Raw genomic sequence first — 17,247 nt, forward strand, 5'->3', positions numbered from 1 at the left:
CTCGGAAGGCCTCCGGTCGGCGCTCTCAGGCCGTGCGCGACAACCGGCCGCGTGCGGTCGCCGCGTCGGCCCGCTCCAGCAGCACCTCGGCCACCTCGTGGGCCGCGCCCAGTACCTCGCCCAGGACGTCCGCCCCGGCCGCGCCCCGGGCGATGCGGTCCGGGAGGAAGCCGGGGGCGAGGACGTAGGGGGCGACGGCGACCTTCTCGCAGCCGAGCTCCCGCAACTCCCGCACCGCGTCCTCGGTGCGGGGCAGGGATGCGGAGGCGAACGCAGGTCGCACGGCGCACCAACCGGTGTGCCGCCACTCCCGCGCGATTGCTGCGATCACTGCGATCGCCTCCGGGTCGGTGGACCCCGCCGAGGCCAGCACGACCCCGGTCGAGGCCTTGTCGGCGGGCGTCAGCCCAGCCTCGTACAGCCGCCGTTCGAGGGCCGACAGCAGCAGCGGGGACGGGCCCAGCACCTCCGCCTGACGGATCCGCAGCTGCGGCGGGGTGTCCCGCAGGACCGCCGGGATGTCGGCCTTGGCGTGGAAGGCGCGGGTCAGGAGCAGGGGGAGGGCCACGACGTCACGGACGCCCTCGGCCGCCAGGGACTCCAACACCCCCTGCACGGAGGGGACGTTGAAGTCCAGGAAACCGGTCTCCACGCGCAGCCCCGGCCGCAGCGACCGTACGCGCCGCACGAGGGCGTGCACGGTCGCGGCGTGCCGCGGGTCGCGGCTGCCGTGCGCGATGACGAGGACGACCGGCTTGTGCATCGCAGGACTCAGCTCTTCACCAGCAGGCCGCGGTTGCGCAGCACCCACCGCTCCAGCGGACTGAAGATCAGCAGGTCGATCGCGATACCGACGAACAGGATCAGGATGATGGCCTCGAACACCATGGACATGGAGCTGGCGTTGCGGCCGTTCTCCAGCAGCGCGCCCAGACCGATGCCCAGGTCGGGCGAGGAGGCGATGATCTCCGCCGCCATCAGTGAGCGCCAGGAGAAGGCCCAGCCCTGCTTCAGACCCGCCAGATAGCCGGGCAGCGCGGCCGGCATGACGATGTGCCAGGCGCCCTTGAGGCCCGTCGCGCCCATCGTGCGGCCCGCCCGCAGAAACAGCGGCGGCACCTGGTCGATGCCGGAGACGAGACCGTTGGCGATGGACGGCACAGCACCGAGCAGGATCACCGCGTACATCATCGAGTTGTTCAGACCCAGCCAGATCACCGCCGGCGGCACCCACGCCACCGACGGCAGCGACTGCAGACCGGACAGGATCGGGCCGATCGCCGCGCGCACGAACTTCACACGGGCCACCAGCAGACCCAGCGGGGTGCCGATGGCGAGCGCCAGCAGGAAGCCCAGCAGGCCGCGCGAGACGCTGGTCCAGATGTAGCCGAGGAGCTTGCCCTCCAGCCAGGCGTCCTTGAACTCGCCCCCCACGTCGGAGGGTGAGGGCAGCTTCGTGGGGTCGTCGACGATCTTCAGCGAGACCAGCAGCTGCCAGACCACCAGGACCACCAGGATCGCGGTGATCGGCGGCAGGATCTTCTGGGTGAAGGTCTGCCGGAACGGCGTACGGCCCGTGGCCGAGGTCTCCAGGGCGTCGAGACCCGCCTCCAGGCCACCCAGCCCGGAGCCGTCCTTGCCGGGGGCCTCCGCCGTCGTGTCGGTGGTCTCAGTGCTGGCCATGACGGCGGATCTCCCCACGCAGGACTTCGGTGATCTCCAGGGACAGTTCGGCCACGGGCGCGTCCTCGATGCGGCGCGGCTGCGGGATGTCCACCGTCCACTCGCGCGCGACCCGGCCCGGTCGCGACGACAGCAGCACGACGCGCTGCGCCAGCCGCACCGCCTCACGCACGTTGTGCGTCACGAACAGGACCGACACCCCGGTCTCGGCCCAGATCCGGGTGAGCTCGTCGTGCAGCACGTCCCGGGTGATCGCGTCCAGCGCCGCGAACGGCTCGTCCATCAGCAGCAGTCGGCTGTCCTGGGCGAGCGCGCGGGCCAGCGCCACACGCTGCCGCATACCACCGGACAGCTCGTGCACCCGCTTGCCGTACGCGCCCTTCAGGCGGACCAGCTCGAGCAGTTCCTCGGCCCGGCCGCGCCGCTCGCTCTTCGCGACTCCCCCCAGCCTCAGGGCGAGTTCGATGTTCTTGCCCGCGGTCAGCCACGGGAACAGGGCGTGCTCCTGGAACATCAGAGCGGGACGCCCGTCGGTCGTGATGCTGCCGGCGGAGGGCCGGTCGAGGCCCGCCACCAGGTTGAGCAGAGTGGACTTGCCGCAGCCCGAGGCCCCCAGGAGGGTGACGAACTCGCCCGGTGCGACATCCAACGTGATGTCGTCGAGGACGAGCTGCTGCCCGGCGGGCCCGGCGAACGACTTCGATACGTGCTCGATGCGTGCCGCGTGCTCCACCGACTGGGAGCCTTCGGCGGCCTTGGCGAGGGCGGTTGCCATGGTCGTCACCTCCTGGAAACTCTCGGGATTCGGGGCTACTTGACGCCGAGACCGGCGTCGTCGACCGTGCTCGCGCCCTCGGCCGCGAGGACCTTGTTCAGCAGCGTGAGGTCATAGATGCCGTCCAGCTTCGGGTTCTTCAGGAGACCGGCCTTCACCGCGTGCTCCGCCTCCGTGTTGAGGGTGGCGGCCAGCGGGTCGTCGGTGAACTGGATCGACTTCCACGCCGGGTCCAGGACGTTCGTCGGCAGCGCCTTGCCGGAGTCCGCCTTGAGCTGCGCGTTCGCCGCCGCCTTCGCCGCGTCGGGGTTGGCGTTGATCCACTTGTTGGCGTCGACCGACGCCTTCAGCACCGCCTCGACGGCCTTCGGGTGCTCCTTGAGGAAGGCCTGCCGCACGATGATGTTCGTGATCACGAACTTCTTGTCCGGCCACAGGTCGGCCTCGTCGAGCAGCACCTTCGCACCCTCGGCGACCAGCTTCGAGGCGGTCGGCTCCGGCACCCAGGCGCCGTCGATGGAACCGGACTTGTAGGCGTCCGGGGTGATCTTGTTGTCGGTGCGGACCACCGACACGTCACCCTTGCCGCTCTCCGCGTCGACCTTCCAGCCCTGCTCCGCGATCCAGTTGAGGAACGCCACGTCCTGCGTGTTGCCCAGCTGAGGAGTCGCGATCTTCTTGCCCTTGACGTCCTTCAGGGACTTGATCTTCTTCGGGTTGACGACGAGCTTCACACCGCCAGACGCCGAACCGCCGATGATGCGCAGGTTCTTGCCGTCGGACTTGGTGTAGCCGTTGATCGCCGGGGACGGGCCGATCCAGCCGATGTCGATGGCACCGGAGTTCAGGGCCTCGATCTCGGACGGGCCCGCGTTGAAGATCTGGTACTTGGCCTCGGTGGCGCCGAGCGCCTTCTGGAAGTACCCCTTGTTCACCCCGACGAGCGCGGTTCCATGGGTCAGGTTGCCGAAGTAGCCGATCTTGACGGAGTCGAGCCCGTCGACCTTCTTCGCCCCGGCGGCGACCTTCTGGGCGGCCGGCTTGTCCTCGGACTTCGAGCCGTAACCGCAGGCGGCGAGGGTCAACAGGGGAAGCGCGGCGATCACCGCGAGGCTGCGGCGGAAAGCGGAGTTGGCAGGCACGGGAGGTGTTCCTCTCGTAGGCCCGGCGGTCACGGTCTCTCAGGTCGTGGCCGGGAGGTCGGCAGGTCTTCGCTTGCGGTGGGGGGTGAGGGCGCGCAGGCAGTGCGCGTACGTCACCGCACACATCGCGCGACCCCGCCCTGCCCGCTGCCGAGGGCGCCGCTGCCGACGCGGCCGCCCTCCTTCGCGAACGTGGAGTAGAAGTCGGTGGAGTCCATGCTCAGAAGTCCCACCCGTCGTCCTCGGCCTCGTCCTTGACGGGCTCCGGGGACGCGAACGACTCGCCGACCATGCCCGCGGTGAGCGTGGTGCCGTCGGACGGGTCGATCAGGATGAACGAGCCGGTGCGCCGCGAGTCGGAGTAGGAGTCGACCGGCAGCGGCTCGGCGGTACGGATCTTCACCCGGCCGATGTCGTTGGCGACGAGCTGTCCCGGGTGCGGGTGCAGGGACAGGTCGTCGAGCGTGAGACGGGACGGGATGTCCTTGACGATGGCCTTGACCGTGCGGGTGCCGTGCTTGAGCAGCACCCGGTGGCCGACGGTCAGCGGGGCGTCGGCGACGTGGCAGACCGTGGCCTCGATGTCCTGCGTGGTCGCCGGGGCGTCCTTGCTGGGCACGATCAGATCGCCGCGCGAGACGTCGATGTCGTCCTCGAGCAGCACCGTCACCGACTGCGTGGTCCAGGCGACCTCGACCGGCTCACCGAGCAGGTCGATCCCCGCGATCCGCGTCGCACGGCCCGACGGCAGCACCGTGACCGCCTCGCCGACCCGGAACGAACCGGCCGCGATCTGACCGGCGTAGCCCCGGTAGTCCGGGTGCTCCGCGGTCTGCGGACGGATCACGTACTGCACGGGCAGCCGGGCGTGGCAGTGCGCCAGGTCGTGCGCGACCGGCACCGTCTCCAGGTGCTCGAGCACCGTCGGACCGCCGTACCAGTCCATGTTCCCGGACGCGTCCACGACGTTGTCGCCGACGAGCGCCGAGATCGGGATCGCGGTGACCTCCGGGACGCCCAGCTCGGTCGCGTACGCCGTGAACTCCTCGGCGATCGCGGCGAACACGGACTCCTGGTAGTCGACGAGGTCCATCTTGTTGACGGCGAGGACGACGTGCGGCACGCGCAGCAGAGCCGCGATGGCGGCGTGCCGGCGGGTCTGCTCCACGACGCCGTTGCGGGCGTCGACGAGGATCACCGTCAGCTCGGCCGTCGACGCGCCCGTGACCATGTTCCGCGTGTACTGCACATGGCCCGGCGTGTCCGCGAGGATGAACCGGCGGCGCGGGGTGGCGAAGTAGCGGTACGCCACGTCGATGGTGATGCCCTGCTCGCGCTCGGCGCGCAGACCGTCCGTGAGCAGCGCGAGGTCGGGACCCTCCGCTCCCCGGCTCGCCGAGGCGCGCTCCACGGCCTCCAGCTGGTCCGTGAGGATCGACTTGGAGTCGTGCAGCAGGCGTCCGACGAGCGTGGACTTGCCGTCGTCGACGGAACCGGCGGTGGCGAACCTCAGCAGGGTGGTCTCCGAGAGCACCTCGGTGAGTTCCCCGGTCGTGATCGTGCTCATGCTTAGAAGTACCCCTCGCGCTTGCGGTCTTCCATCGCGGCCTCGGACATCTTGTCGTCGGCGCGGGTGGCGCCGCGCTCGGTGAGTCGGGAGGCGGCGATCTCGGCGATGACCTGCTCCAGCGTCACCGCCTCCGAGTCGACGGCACCCGTGCAGGACATGTCACCCACGGTCCGGTAGCGCACGAGGCGCTTCTCGACGGTCTCGCTGTCCTTGGGGCCGCCCCACTCACCGGCGGTCAGCCACATCCCGGCCCGCTGGAACACCTCCCGCTCGTGCGCGAAGTAGATCTCCGGCAGTTCGATGCCCTCACGGGCGATGTACTGCCAGACGTCCAGCTCGGTCCAGTTGCTGAGCGGGAACACCCGCACGTGCTCGCCGGGCGCGTGCCGCCCGTTGTACAGGTTCCACAGCTCGGGCCGCTGCCGGCGCGGGTCCCACTGCGAGAACTCGTCGCGCAGCGAGAACACCCGCTCCTTGGCGCGCGCCTTCTCCTCGTCACGACGGCCACCGCCGAAGACCGCGTCGAACCTCTCCGACTGGATCTTCTCCGTCAGCGGGAGGGTCTGCAGCGGGTTGCGGGTGCCGTCGGGACGCTCACGCAGCACACCCCGGTCGATGTAGTCCTGCACGGAGGCGACGTGCAGCCGCAGCCCGTGCTGGGCGACCGTGCGGTCCCGGTACTCGAGGACCTCGGGGAAGTTGTGCCCGGTGTCCACGTGCAGCAGCGAGAACGGGACCGGCGCCGGCGCGAACGCCTTCAGCGCCAGGTGCAGCATGACGATGGAGTCCTTGCCGCCGGAGAAGAGGATCACCGGGTTCTCGAACTCGCCCGCCACCTCGCGGAAGATGTGCACCGCCTCGGACTCCAGCGCGTCCAGGTGGCTGAGGGCGTACGAGCTGTCCGTGCCCTCCTCGCCCTCCTTGACCCTCGCGACGGTCGTCATGCCAGTCCCCTTTCGCTGAGCAGGGCGTACACCGACGCCGCGGACTCCTGCACGGTCTGGTTCTCCGACTCGATCCGCAGATCGGGCGACTCGGGCTCCTCGTACGGGTCGTCGACCCCGGTGAGCCCCGTCAGTTCGCCCGCGGCCTGCTTGGCGTACAGCCCCTTCACATCGCGTACGGAGCACACCTCGACCGGAGTCGCCACGTGCACCTCCAGGTACGCCGTCCCGCCCTGCTGGTGCCGCTTGCGCACGGCGTCCCGGCTGTCGGTGTACGGCGCGATCACGGGGACGAGCACCTTGACGCCGTTACGGGCCAGCAGCTCGGCGACGAAGCCGATGCGCTGCACGTTGGTGTGCCGGTCCTCGCGGCTGAAGCCGAGGCCCGCCGAGATGAACTCGCGGATCTCGTCCCCGTCGAGCACCTCGACGCGGTGGCCCTCCTCGCGCAACCGGCCGGCCAGCTCGTACGCGATGGTGGTCTTGCCGGCACTCGGCAGACCCGTGAGCCAGACGGTGGCTCCGGTCGTCACGTGGTTCTCCTGTTTCTCGGTGGGGGGCGTCATCCGTGCAGCCCGCACTCGGTCTTCGAGCGGCCCGCCCAGCGGCCGGCCCGCGCGTCCTCGCCCTCCAGGACACGGCGCGTGCAGGGGGCGCAGCCGACGGAGGCGTAGCCGTCCATCAGCAGCGGGTTGGTCAGCACCCCGTGTTCGGCGACATAGGCGTCCACGTCGTCCTGGGTCCAGCGCGCGATGGGGGAGACCTTGACCTTGCCCCGCTTCTCGTCCCAGCCGACGACCGGGGTGTTCGCCCGGGTCGGCGACTCGTCGCGGCGCAGACCGGTCGCCCAGGCTTGGTAACCCTTGAGCCCCTGTTCGAGAGGCTGCACCTTGCGCAGCTTGCAGCACAGGTCGGGGTCGCGGTCGTGCAGCTTCGGACCGTACTCCGCGTCCTGCTCGGCGACCGTCTGGCGCGGGGTGAGGGTGATGACGTTGACGTCCATCACGGCCTCGACCGCGTCCCGGGTGCCGATGGTCTCGGGGAAGTGGTAGCCGGTGTCGAGGAAGACGACGTCCACGCCCTTGAGGACACGGGACGCCAGGTGCGCCACCACCGCGTCCTCCATCGAGGAGGTCACGCAGAAACGCCTGCCGAAGGTGTCCACCGCCCACTGGAGGATCTCCAGCGCGGAGGCGTCCTCCAGGTCGCGGCCGGCCTGTTCGGCCAGCTCCTTCAACTCTTCGGCCGTTCGCTCTTCCTGAGCGGTGGTCATATTCGATCCCCTCCGGTCTCGGCTCGCTGAACACCCCGGGCCAGCAGCCCGAGGAACTTCAGCTGGAATGCGCGACTGCACGCCGCGCATTCCCAGGCGCCGTGGTTCTGCTCGCTCGGACGCAGGTCCTCGTCGCCGCAGTAGGGGCAGTAGAAGGGTGCGGCACGCTCGCTCACGACAGGGCCTCCTCGGAGGCACGGGCGGCCCAGGTGGCGAACCGCTCGCCGTCCTCGCGCTCCGCCTGGAAGCGCGTGAGGACCCGCTCGACGTAGTCCGGCAGCTCCTCGGAGGTCACCTTGAGACCGCGCACCTTGCGGCCGAACCCGGCGTCCAGACCGAGCGCGCCGCCGAGGTGCACCTGGTAGCCCTCGACCTGTTCGCCCTGGTCGTTGAGCATGAGCTGGCCCTTGAGGCCGATGTCCGCCACCTGGATGCGGGCGCAGGCGTTCGGGCAGCCGTTGAGGTTGATGGTGATCGGCTCGTCGAAGTCCGGGATACGGCGCTCCAGTTCGTCGATCAGCGCGGCACCGCGCGCCTTGGTCTCGACGATGGCGAGCTTGCAGTACTCGATGCCGGTGCAGGCCATGGTGCCGCGCCGGAAGGGGGAGGGCTTCGCGGTGAGGTCCAGCGCCTCCAGGGCCTCGACGAGCGGCTCGACCTGCGCCTCCTCGACGTCGAGGACGATCATCTTCTGCTCGACGGTGGTCCGGACGCGGCCCGAGCCATGGGCTTCGGCGACCTCGGCGATCTTCGTGAGCGTGGCGCCGTCGACCCGGCCGACGCGCGGGGTGAAACCGACGTAGAAGCGGCCGTCCTTCTGCCGGTGCACACCGACGTGGTCGCGCCAGCGGCCCACGGGCTCGGCGGGCGCGGGGCCGTCGACGAGCCCGCGCTCGAGGTACTCGTCCTCCAGGACCTGGCGGAACTTCTCCGCACCCCAGTCGGCGACGAGGAACTTCAGGCGGGCGCGCGTACGAAGGCGCCGGTAGCCGTAGTCGCGGAAGATGCCGACCACACCGGCCCAGACCTCCGGGACCTCCTCCAGCGGCACCCAGGCGCCGAGCCGTACGCCCAGCTTGGGGTTGGTGGACAGGCCGCCGCCGACCCACAGGTCGAAGCCGGGGCCGTGCTCGGGGTGGTCGACGCCGACGAACGCGACGTCGTTGATCTCGTGGACCACGTCGAGGAGCGGGGAGCCGGAGATCGCCGTCTTGAACTTGCGGGGCAGGTTGGAGAATTCCTTGCTGCCGATGTAGCGGTTGTGGATCTCCTCGATCGCCCAGGAGCCGTCGATGATCTCGTCCTCGGCGATACCGGCGACCGGCGAGCCGATGACCACGCGCGGGCAGTCGCCGCAGGCCTCGGTGGTGGACAGCCCGACGGCCTCCAGCCGGTTCCAGATCTCGGGCACGTCCTCGATGCGGATCCAGTGCAGCTGGATGTTCTGGCGGTCGGTGATGTCCGCGCTGCCGCGCGCGAACTCCTCCGAGATCTCGCCGATCACACGCAGCTGCTGGGTGGTCAGGCGGCCGCCGTCGATGCGCACCCGCAGCATGAAGTACTTGTCGTCCAGTTCCTCCGGCTCCAGGATCGCGGTCTTGCCGCCGTCGATCCCGGGCTTGCGCTGGGTGTACAGGCCCCACCAGCGCATCCGGCCGCGCAGGTCGTTCGGGTCGATCGAGTCGAATCCCCGCTTGGAGTAGATCGTCTCAATTCGTGTCCGTACGTTGAGACCGTCGTCGTCCTTCTTGAACTGCTCGTTGCCGTTGAGTGGGGTGTGGTGCCCCATGGCCCACTGACCCTCACCGCGGTGACGGCTCACCTTGCGGCGGGGCGCGGAGGCGGCAGGGTTCTGCGGGGTGGCGGCCATGGTTGTTAGTCCTTCGGGACAGCGACGGGTAGGGGCCGGCGCGGAGCGCCGTCGATGAGGGGTGGTGGTCGGGTGACGGGCGGGCGGCTCTGACCTGCACGCACGGGCGCGTGGGGGCATACGTGCGCATCATTGCGCAGAGGGAGTCTGGCAGGGGATGTCGGCGGAGCGGAGGCTCTCAGCTCGCCCGACAGATGGCGCTGGACATGCGGCCGAGGTCGACGTGCCGCCGACTCACCAAGGCAATTCCAGTTCCAGACATGACGGAAGCGTGTCATGGCGATCTGGACAGAGTCCAGCTTTATCCACCATGCGGACACCCTGGTCTCGACAGGCGAGACAGGGGTGTTGTCGGTCACACGGTGTGCCCGCCGTCTTGTCCTCGCAGGTCAGGCCGGGTAGGCACCGGGCCAGGGGCCCGGGGCGGGCACCTCCCGCTCCTCCTCGACCTTGGTGTCGAACAGCTTGAACCCGCGGCGCTGGTAGTTGTCCATCGCGTGCTCGCCGTCCTTGCTGCAGGTGTGCAGCCACACCCGCTTCGTCTGTGCCAGCCCCGGCCAGCGGTCCGCGACGTCCCAGGCGCGGGCGGTGCCGTGCGACAGCAGGTGCCCGCCGATCCGCCGCCCGCGGAAGGCCGGGATCAGCCCGAAGTACGCGATCTCCACGACCCCGTCGTCCTGCGGCTCGAACTCCACGTACCCGGCGGGGGTGCCGTGGTCGTAGGCCACCCAGGTCTCCACGCCCGGCCGGTCCAGATGCTCCTGCCAGCGCGCGTACGTCCAGCTGAGCCGGTCCACCCAGCGGATGTCGCCGCCCACGGAGGCGTACAGGAAACGGCTGAACTCGGGCGAGGGCACCTCGGAGCGGACGATGCGGACGTCGCCCTCCGGTGCGGCGGCCGGAAGGAGGTCGCTCGGCGCGGTCTGTTCGAGGGACCAGGTGGTGACGGCGATGTTGGGCATACCGGCCAGAAAACCATCCCGCTCACCGGTCTGTCGACGCAGGCCGGTGACTGTTGCCGGAGGCCGGTGCCTACTGCCGTTCCAGTTCCTCTCCCAGTGACTTCTCGATCGACGCCAGCGGCAGTGCGAACAGCACCCGCCCGGACTGCGTCCAGACCTCGCCCGTCGACTCCCAGTACGACAGGGACTCCGTCTGCCCGCTCCAGCAGCGGTGCGTCTCCTCGGCCCCGCACTGCGCGGCCTTCGCGCCGTCCTCGTCCTGCCGCCACAACGTCCCGCGCCCGTCCCGGGCGCCGTCCGCCGTACGGCTGACGTACCAGGCGGAGCGGTACGACAGCACGCCCCGGACCTCGGCCGCCTTCGTCCCGTAGACCTCGTCGGCGTCCACGTGCCCGGAGGCGTCGGTGGCGAGGAGTCCGGCGCGGTCGTCGCCCGGGCTGAACGAGTAGCGCCACAGCCGGGCGCGCCGGTCGCCGCCGTCGAGGGTCCACTCGCCGGCGACCAGGCTGTCGGGCGCCGTGCTGCGGTCGAGGGAGACGGATCCGGGGTGCGGGGCGTCCGCGCCGCCGGCCATCCGGTAGGAGCCGACGGCCGGCATGGCGAACCGGTACCCGTGCGCCGACCAGCCGCCGCGCACCCGGCCCACCGCGTCGCCGGTCACCGTGGTGCGCTGGATGCGGGCCATGTCGTAGACGTACAGCGCGTTGGAGTCCCCGTCGTCGGCGGTGACCAGAAGCTTGCCCTGATACCAGACCATGCCGGAGACATGGGAGGTCAGCGGCCGGTAGTCGCGGCCGCCGTCGACCGGGACGACGAGCAGCACCCAGGTGTAGGTGAGGTTCCCGGGGTCGTTGGCGTCGACGAAGGCGACCCGGGCGAGGCCCCGGTCGGCCGCCGGGCCGCCGCTGCGGGTCCAGCCGGAGAGGATGACACGGTTCGCGCCCCAGCGGCCGTCGTCGTCCGCGTCCCCCGAGGTGGTGATGGCGCCGGCCTGCCAGCCGCGGGTGTCGTCGGTGTTCCAGCAGTACGCGCTCGTGGCCACCGGGGCGACGGGCAGCGACCTGCGCTCGGCGGCCGTGCAGTCGATCGCGTCGCGCAGGCCGCGGTCGGCGCTCTCCAGGACGGTGGTGACACCGACGGGCCGGCCCATCTCCTTCGCGAGCCGGTCCAGCGAGGCCTGCGGTTCCAGTTCCTCCGTCAGCCGCAGCGGACGGCTCTCGGCGGACGAGGTGAGCCGCTCCAACGCCCCGGGACTGTCGGTGACCGTGGCCTGGGACGCGCTGATCAAGGTGGCGGTGGCGGTGAGTGCGAGGGCGGTCCCGGCCAGGAAGGCGCGCAGCGCCCTGCCCCGCCTGCGACGACGGTGTCTGCCACGATGCTTCATCCGATCCTCCCGAGGCGGGCCAACTGCGCCTGATGATCCGTACGTTGACCGAGGAGCAGGTGGGGTGGCCCGTAGCGATGCTACGGCAGGGGGGTGCCCCCTCGGAGGAAGACCTCGCAAATATGCGGAAGATGCCACCGTGTGCACCATTTCAGGGGGCTGATCCGGGCAATCGGCCTACGTTTCCGCCCTACGGTCGGTGCGTCGCGTCGCGCCGGCCGGGTGAACGCGACACTGACGCCCGTCCGGCGACCACTCTCGGCGCCGTCGACTGCGGCAACAGGTCGCGGGGGTCGGGCGGGAGGAGCAGTTCGACCTCCGCCTGCTCGCAGAAACGATACGGTCGGTGTTCCAGCAGACCCCCGAGATACCGCCGCACCCGCGACATCTCGGCCCGCACCGTCACCGTACGGGCCGGATCGCCGAACACCTCCTCCGCCAGCCGCGCGGCGCCGAGCCCGGTGCGGTGCGTCGCCAGCAGGAACAACAACTCGGCGTGCCGGGGACTCAGTTCGTGCGACCAGGAGCCCGCCTCCGCCGACACCGTCACCGACCAGCGGCGCGGCTGCGTCAGGTCCAGCACGATCCGGGTCGCACCGCGCGCCACCGCCTCGTCGTCGGCCCGCACCAGCCAGCCGTCGGCCAGCGGCTCCACCGAGCACAGCCCGAGCGCCGGCAGCCACCTGCGGCCCGCCGTCGGCGACTTGGGCAGCGCCACCCGGCTGGTGTACGGCATCCCCGTCACCGCCGCCGTCCAGCCGTCCCGGTCCACCACCACCGCCCGGCCGCCCAGCCGCGCCAGCACCGGCGCCGCCACCGCCCGCAGCCGCTCCAGGGAGGACAGGTGCACCTCCCGCAGCCGGGCCTCCGCGAGCCGCGCCACCGAGGTGACCCACGCCAGCGTCGCCGGATGCATCGTCTCCAGCGGGCCGCTCACGTCCACGACACCGATCAGCCGCCCGTCCCGGGGGTCGGTGATCGGGGCACCCGTACAGGTCCAGGTGGTCTGCGACCGCACGAAGTGCTCACCGGCGAACACCTGGACGGGCCGGCGCACCACCGCCGGAGTGCCCACGCCGTTGGTGCCCACCACGTCCTCGCGCCAGTCGGCGCCGAGCTCGAACCCGATCCCGTCGGCCTTGCGCAGCACGGGGGAGGAGCCCTCCCGCCACAGCACCCTGCCGTCCGCGTCGGCGACGACCATGATGTGGTGGGCGACGTCCGCGACCGACAACAGGCCCTCCCGCAGCACCGGCAGCACATGCCGCAGCGGCGTCTCCTCCCGCCGTCGCCGCACCTCGTCCGAGGTGAGCGGCCGCGGACTGAAACCGTGGTCCGGATCGACGCCCCGGCGCAGGACCCGCTCCCAGGACTGTTCGATCACCGGGCGGACGGGGATGCGCGCGCGCTGCCCGGCGAGCTTGGCGGCGCGCACCTCGCTGAGCATCCGCGCCGCGCGCGCCGCGTCCACGGCGGCGAGTTGCGCCACGTCGACCCGTGGGTTCGCCACTGGTCCTCCCCAAGCACGTACGGACAACCGGTTGTTCAGCCATCCGGACGACGGTTTCCGGCCCTGGCTGTGCCTCTCATACTGCCGTCCCCCGGTGACGGAGGGACACAGTCCGGACACAGAGACCAGAAAGTTGCAACCCCCTGCAACCCTGGTGAACCTTCGTGCGAGGGCCGAGACTTGAGCCACGCCGTCCCGAGCGGCGTTCTGGCCTCGCAGGGCCTGTGCGGCGGGGGTGGTGCCGTGTCGGCGCAGCACCACCCCCGCTTTTCTTGCGTCCCGGCTCAGGACACCGGGCGAGCCCGTTCCACCAGCGCGGCCAGGTCGAGGGTGGGCGGCAGCGTCCCGAAGGCCGCGCCCCCGTCGCCGCCCAGCCGCGAGGCACAGAACGCGTCGGCGACCTGCGGCGGCGCGTACCGCACGAGCAGCGCCCCCTGGAGCACCAGTGCGAGCCGCTCCGTCAGCCGCCGGGCCCGCCCCTCCACCCCCTCCAGATCGGCCAGCTCGGTCAGCATGTCCTTGATCGCCCCGTCCAGCCGGTGATCGGCACCGCGGGCCTGCCCGATCTCCCGCAGAAAGGCGTTCAGCGCGAGCGGCTCACGGCGCAACGCCCGCAACACGTCCAGCGCCTGCACGTTGCCCGCGCCCTCCCAGATCGAGTTCAACGGCGACTCGCGCACCAGACGCGGCATCCCCGACTCCTCGACGTACCCGTTGCCGCCCAGGCACTCCGCCGCCTCCACCGCCACCGGCGCACACCGCTTGGTCACCCAGTACTTGGCCGCCGGCACCGCGATCCGCAGGAACGCCAGCTCCTCCTCCCCGCCGTCGTCGTACGCGGCCGCGAGCCGCAGCGCGAGCGTCGTCGCCGCCTCCGACTCCAGCGCCAGATCGGCCAGTACGTTGCGCATCAACGGCTTGTCGACGAGCTTCCCGCCGAACGCCTCCCGGTACGCACAGTGGTGGACGGCCTGCGCCACGGCCTGGCGCATCAGCCCCGCCGAGCCCAGCGCACAGTCCAGCCGGGTCGCCGCGACCATCTCGATGATGGTCCGCACCCCGCGCCCCTCCTCACCGACCCGGCGCGCCCACGTCCCGTCGAACTCGACCTCGGCGGAGGCGTTCGAGCGGTTGCCCAGCTTGTCCTTCAGCCGCTGGACCAGGAACGTGTTGCGGGTGCCGTCCTCCAGCACGCGCGGCACGAGGAAGCAGGTGAGTCCCTCCGGGGCCTGGGCCAGCACCAGGAACCCGTCCGACATGGGTGCCGAGCAGAACCACTTGTGCCCGGTCAGCTCGTACGTCCCGTCCTGCGCGAGCGGCACGGCCCGCGTCGTGTTGGCCCGTACGTCGCTGCCGCCCTGCTTCTCCGTCATCCCCATGCCGAACAGGGCACCCGCCTTGTGGTGGGCGGGCCGCAGCTCACGGTCGTAGATCGTGGACGTCAGGCGCGGCTCCCACTCGGCGGCGAGCACGGGATCCGTACGCAGGGCGGGCACGGCCGCGTGGGTCATCGACAGCGGGCAGCCGTTGCCCGCCTCGACCTGCGCCCAGACCAGGAAACCCGCCGCCCGCCGTACGTGCCCGCCCGGCCGCGCCCAGGCCGCGGTCAGCCCCGCGGCGACGCCCTTGCCCAGCAGACGGTGCCAGGCCGGATGGAAGTCGACCTCGTCGAGGCGCCGGCCCTGGCGGTCGTGCGTACGCAGCCGGGGCGGAAACTCGTTCGCCTGCACCCCCCACTCCTGCACCTGCGCCGACCCGGCCGACTGCCCGAGCCCGGCCAGCTCGCCCAGCGCCTCCTCCACCAGCCCCGGGTCGAGATGCCGCTCGACCGCCTCCGCGAGGGCCCGGTCGGCGGAGAATACGTCATAGCCGACCAGCGGTGGCGGCTGGTTGCTCACCGTATGCGTGCTGCGTCCCATGCAGGCGAACCTACCCCCGGGTACGCCGCTCATGGCCTGTCTGACACGGCCGGCCGGCCGCGGGTGCGGCAGCGGACGTCCCGGCCGGGCGGGAGGCCGTGGCCGGGATGAGTGGGGGCTCGTATGGCGGATACCTTTAGGGCGTGCAGCAAGCAAGCCAGTCACCCGAGCAACCCGAGGGCGCCCCAGGGCGTCTCCACCGGGCGCGTGTCCTCTACCGCAACGTCTCCAAGCGCAGGACCACCTGGCTGCTCCTGAAGGACACCGTCAACTCCTGCATCGAGTACCGCATCCTCGGCCTGGCCGCCGAGGCCGCCTTCTTCACCCTGCTGTCGGTGCCGCCGCTGCTGCTCAGCCTCATCGGTCTCCTCGGCTACGTCGACGACTGGACCGGCACCGACTCCATCAGCAGCCTGGAGAACAACCTCCTGGAAGCCTCCCGCACCGTCCTGTCCGACAAGGGTGTGAGCCAGCTCGCCCAGCCGATCCTGGACGACGTGATGAAGGGCGGCCGCCCCGACGTCATCTCCATAGGCTTCCTCTTCGCCTTGTGGTCCGGCTCCCGCGCGGTGAACGTCTTCATCGACACCATCACCGTCATGTACGGCCTCGACGGCGTCCGCGGCATCGTCAAGACCCGGCTCGTGGCGTTCGCGCTGTTCATCGCGGCCCTGCTGATCGGCTCGGTCGCGCTGCCGCTGATGGTCGCGGGCCCGGACGCCGTGGTGCGGATCGTGCCGTGGTCGACGACGGTGGTCCAGGTCCTGTACTGGCCCGTGGTGATCATCCTGTCCATCGCCTTCCTGACCACCCTCTACCACGTCTCCGTCCCCGTCCGCTCCCCCTGGATCGAGGACGTGCCCGGCGCCCTGGTGGCCCTCGGCATGTGGGTCCTCGGCAGCTTCCTGCTGCGGATCTACCTCCAGAGCACCATCGAGGGCGCCACGATCTACGGCTCCCTGGCCGCCGCCGTGGCCGTACTGCTGTGGATCGGTGTGGCCGCGTTCGCCGTCCTGGTCGGCGCCGCCGTCAACGCGGCGATCGACCGTGTCTGGCCCGCCGCCGCGACGGCCGCGGCCCGTGCGGCCAACGAACGGGCCCGCGAGGAGGAGGCCGCGGACTACGTCGCCCGTATCGCCGCCGCCCGCGCCCACGAGGACCCCGACGACCCCGACATGCCGTCCGAGTTCCCCGAACGCTGGTCCCGCTTCCTGCCACCGGAGGACGTGACGGGCCGGCTGCGCACCCATGCGAAGACCTCACCGAAGGTCAACGGCGAGGAGGAGGACCCGCCGGAGAAGTAAGGCGCCTCACCCCTTCCAGACCCCCGCCGCCGCGGCCTCCCGCGCGAAGTCGCCGAAATCGCGGGGCTCCCGTCCCAGGACGCGCCGGACGCCGTCCGAGAGGTGGGCGTTGCGCCCGTCGAGCAGCGACTCGAACAGCTCGACCAGGAAGCCCACCTCCTGCTCCGGCAGTCCGAAACCGGCCAGGTGCGCGCCGTACTCACGCGCCGACACGGCCCGGTACGTGAACGCGCGTCCCGCCGCCGCACCGACCTCCGCCACCGCCTCCTCGAACGTCAGCAGCCGCGCCCCGGACACGTCGATCGCCTGCCCCACGTACCGGTCGCCGGACGTCAGCGCGGCCACCACGACATCCGCGATGTCCCGCACGTCGACGAACGGCTCCCGCACGCCGTCCCCCGCGGGGAACACCAGCTCCCCGCCCAACCGCAACTCCTCCACCAGCGGCCCCTCGCTGAAGTTCTGCGCGAACCACGAAGCCCGGACGACCGTCCAGTCGGCCCCCGACTCCCGCAGCGCCTCCTCGGTGGGCCGCGCCTGCTCCGCTCCCCGCGCCGACAGCAGCACCAGCCGCCGTACCCCCAGGGCGACCGCCTCGTTCGCGAGCCGCCCGACCGCGTCCGCCGCGCCCGGGGCGCCCACGTCCGACGGGTACACCAGGTACGCCGCGTCCGCGCCCCGCAGGACGTCCGCCCACGTCGACCGGTCCTCCCAGTCGAAACCGCGCGCCCGCGACGCGGCCCGTACCGTCAGCCCCGCACCGCGCGCGGCCTGCGCCACCCGGCTCCCCGTACGACCGGACGCGCCGGTCACCACCACCGTCATGTTCTGAGTGTTCTCGGTCATGTCCCCAGTGAACTCAAGGCCGTGCCGAAGTCCCATCGCTGAACGGCTCATTCCCATACGCGCGC

General features: G+C 71.1%; 17 protein-coding genes. 1 reads left to right on the plus strand and 16 read right to left on the minus strand.

The window, feature by feature from the left end:
* Positions 1 to 25 precede the first annotated feature (25 nt).
* From ACGFNV_RS19445 to ACGFNV_RS19515, 15 genes are all read right to left on the minus strand, one after another.
* Positions 26 to 763: a sirohydrochlorin chelatase gene (locus tag ACGFNV_RS19445; protein WP_393623964.1), complete on the minus strand. Its 738-nt coding sequence runs from the start codon at positions 761 to 763 to the stop codon at positions 26 to 28.
* 8 nt (positions 764 to 771) lie between these two features.
* Positions 772 to 1,683: an ABC transporter permease gene (locus ACGFNV_RS19450; protein WP_393623966.1), complete on the minus strand. Its 912-nt coding sequence runs from the start codon at positions 1,681 to 1,683 to the stop codon at positions 772 to 774.
* The gene (locus ACGFNV_RS19455) at positions 1,670 to 2,458 is read right to left on the minus strand and encodes an ABC transporter ATP-binding protein (protein ID WP_393623967.1); all 789 of its coding nucleotides are present in this window, start codon (positions 2,456 to 2,458) and stop codon (positions 1,670 to 1,672) included. The genes ACGFNV_RS19450 and ACGFNV_RS19455 overlap by 14 nt, the downstream gene beginning before the upstream one ends.
* Before the next feature lie 35 nt (positions 2,459 to 2,493).
* Positions 2,494 to 3,600, minus strand: a complete 1,107-nt coding sequence (locus ACGFNV_RS19460; protein ID WP_393623968.1) for an ABC transporter substrate-binding protein — start codon at positions 3,598 to 3,600, stop codon at positions 2,494 to 2,496.
* Between the two features lie 220 nt (positions 3,601 to 3,820).
* Positions 3,821 to 5,167, minus strand: a complete 1,347-nt coding sequence (locus tag ACGFNV_RS19465; RefSeq protein ID WP_393623969.1) for a sulfate adenylyltransferase subunit 1 — start codon at positions 5,165 to 5,167, stop codon at positions 3,821 to 3,823.
* A gap of 2 nt (positions 5,168 to 5,169) precedes the next feature.
* Positions 5,170 to 6,114, minus strand: a complete 945-nt coding sequence (gene cysD / locus ACGFNV_RS19470) for a sulfate adenylyltransferase subunit CysD (protein ID WP_393623971.1) — start codon at positions 6,112 to 6,114, stop codon at positions 5,170 to 5,172.
* Positions 6,111 to 6,680 carry an adenylyl-sulfate kinase gene (gene cysC / locus ACGFNV_RS19475; protein WP_393623973.1) on the minus strand — a complete coding sequence of 190 codons (570 nt, stop codon included), beginning with the start codon at positions 6,678 to 6,680 and terminating at the stop codon, positions 6,111 to 6,113. The genes cysD and cysC overlap by 4 nt, the downstream gene beginning before the upstream one ends.
* Positions 6,677 to 7,387 (minus strand): phosphoadenylyl-sulfate reductase, encoded by a 711-nt coding sequence (locus ACGFNV_RS19480; protein ID WP_393623975.1) that lies wholly within the window; start codon positions 7,385 to 7,387, stop codon positions 6,677 to 6,679. The genes cysC and ACGFNV_RS19480 overlap by 4 nt, the downstream gene beginning before the upstream one ends.
* Positions 7,384 to 7,563, minus strand: coding sequence for a hypothetical protein (locus ACGFNV_RS19485; RefSeq protein ID WP_133932705.1), 180 nt, complete (start codon positions 7,561 to 7,563; stop codon positions 7,384 to 7,386). The genes ACGFNV_RS19480 and ACGFNV_RS19485 overlap by 4 nt, the downstream gene beginning before the upstream one ends.
* Entirely contained in the window at positions 7,560 to 9,257 is a 1,698-nt protein-coding gene (locus tag ACGFNV_RS19490; protein WP_393623977.1) for a nitrite/sulfite reductase, read from the minus strand. The genes ACGFNV_RS19485 and ACGFNV_RS19490 overlap by 4 nt, the downstream gene beginning before the upstream one ends.
* A gap of 178 nt (positions 9,258 to 9,435) precedes the next feature.
* On the minus strand, positions 9,436 to 9,519 hold the full coding sequence (locus ACGFNV_RS19495; protein ID WP_361451897.1) for a putative leader peptide: 84 nt from the start codon (positions 9,517 to 9,519) through the stop codon (positions 9,436 to 9,438).
* A 127-nt stretch (positions 9,520 to 9,646) separates the two neighbouring features.
* Positions 9,647 to 10,219, minus strand: a complete 573-nt coding sequence (locus ACGFNV_RS19500; protein WP_393623978.1) for a GNAT family N-acetyltransferase — start codon at positions 10,217 to 10,219, stop codon at positions 9,647 to 9,649.
* Between the two features lie 70 nt (positions 10,220 to 10,289).
* Positions 10,290 to 11,603, minus strand: a complete 1,314-nt coding sequence (locus ACGFNV_RS19505; protein ID WP_393623979.1) for a hypothetical protein — start codon at positions 11,601 to 11,603, stop codon at positions 10,290 to 10,292.
* 190 nt (positions 11,604 to 11,793) lie between these two features.
* Positions 11,794 to 13,050: a GAF domain-containing protein gene (locus ACGFNV_RS19510; RefSeq protein WP_393624083.1), complete on the minus strand. Its 1,257-nt coding sequence runs from the start codon at positions 13,048 to 13,050 to the stop codon at positions 11,794 to 11,796.
* A gap of 347 nt (positions 13,051 to 13,397) precedes the next feature.
* The gene (locus ACGFNV_RS19515) at positions 13,398 to 15,032 is read right to left on the minus strand and encodes an acyl-CoA dehydrogenase family protein (RefSeq protein ID WP_393623981.1); all 1,635 of its coding nucleotides are present in this window, start codon (positions 15,030 to 15,032) and stop codon (positions 13,398 to 13,400) included.
* 143 nt (positions 15,033 to 15,175) lie between these two features.
* Here ACGFNV_RS19515 and ACGFNV_RS19520 point away from each other — a divergent pair, with 143 nt between their 5' ends.
* Positions 15,176 to 16,336, plus strand: a complete 1,161-nt coding sequence (locus ACGFNV_RS19520; RefSeq protein WP_393623983.1) for a YihY/virulence factor BrkB family protein — start codon at positions 15,176 to 15,178, stop codon at positions 16,334 to 16,336.
* A gap of 6 nt (positions 16,337 to 16,342) precedes the next feature.
* On the opposite strand, the gene ACGFNV_RS19525 is transcribed toward ACGFNV_RS19520, so the two are convergent.
* Positions 16,343 to 17,182 carry an NAD(P)H-binding protein gene (locus ACGFNV_RS19525; protein WP_393623985.1) on the minus strand — a complete coding sequence of 280 codons (840 nt, stop codon included), beginning with the start codon at positions 17,180 to 17,182 and terminating at the stop codon, positions 16,343 to 16,345.
* Between the last annotated feature and the right edge of the window lie 65 nt (positions 17,183 to 17,247).

Origin of the sequence: Streptomyces sp. NPDC048751, assembly GCF_043198595.1 — a bacterium.
Classification (GTDB): domain Bacteria; phylum Actinomycetota; class Actinomycetes; order Streptomycetales; family Streptomycetaceae; genus Streptomyces.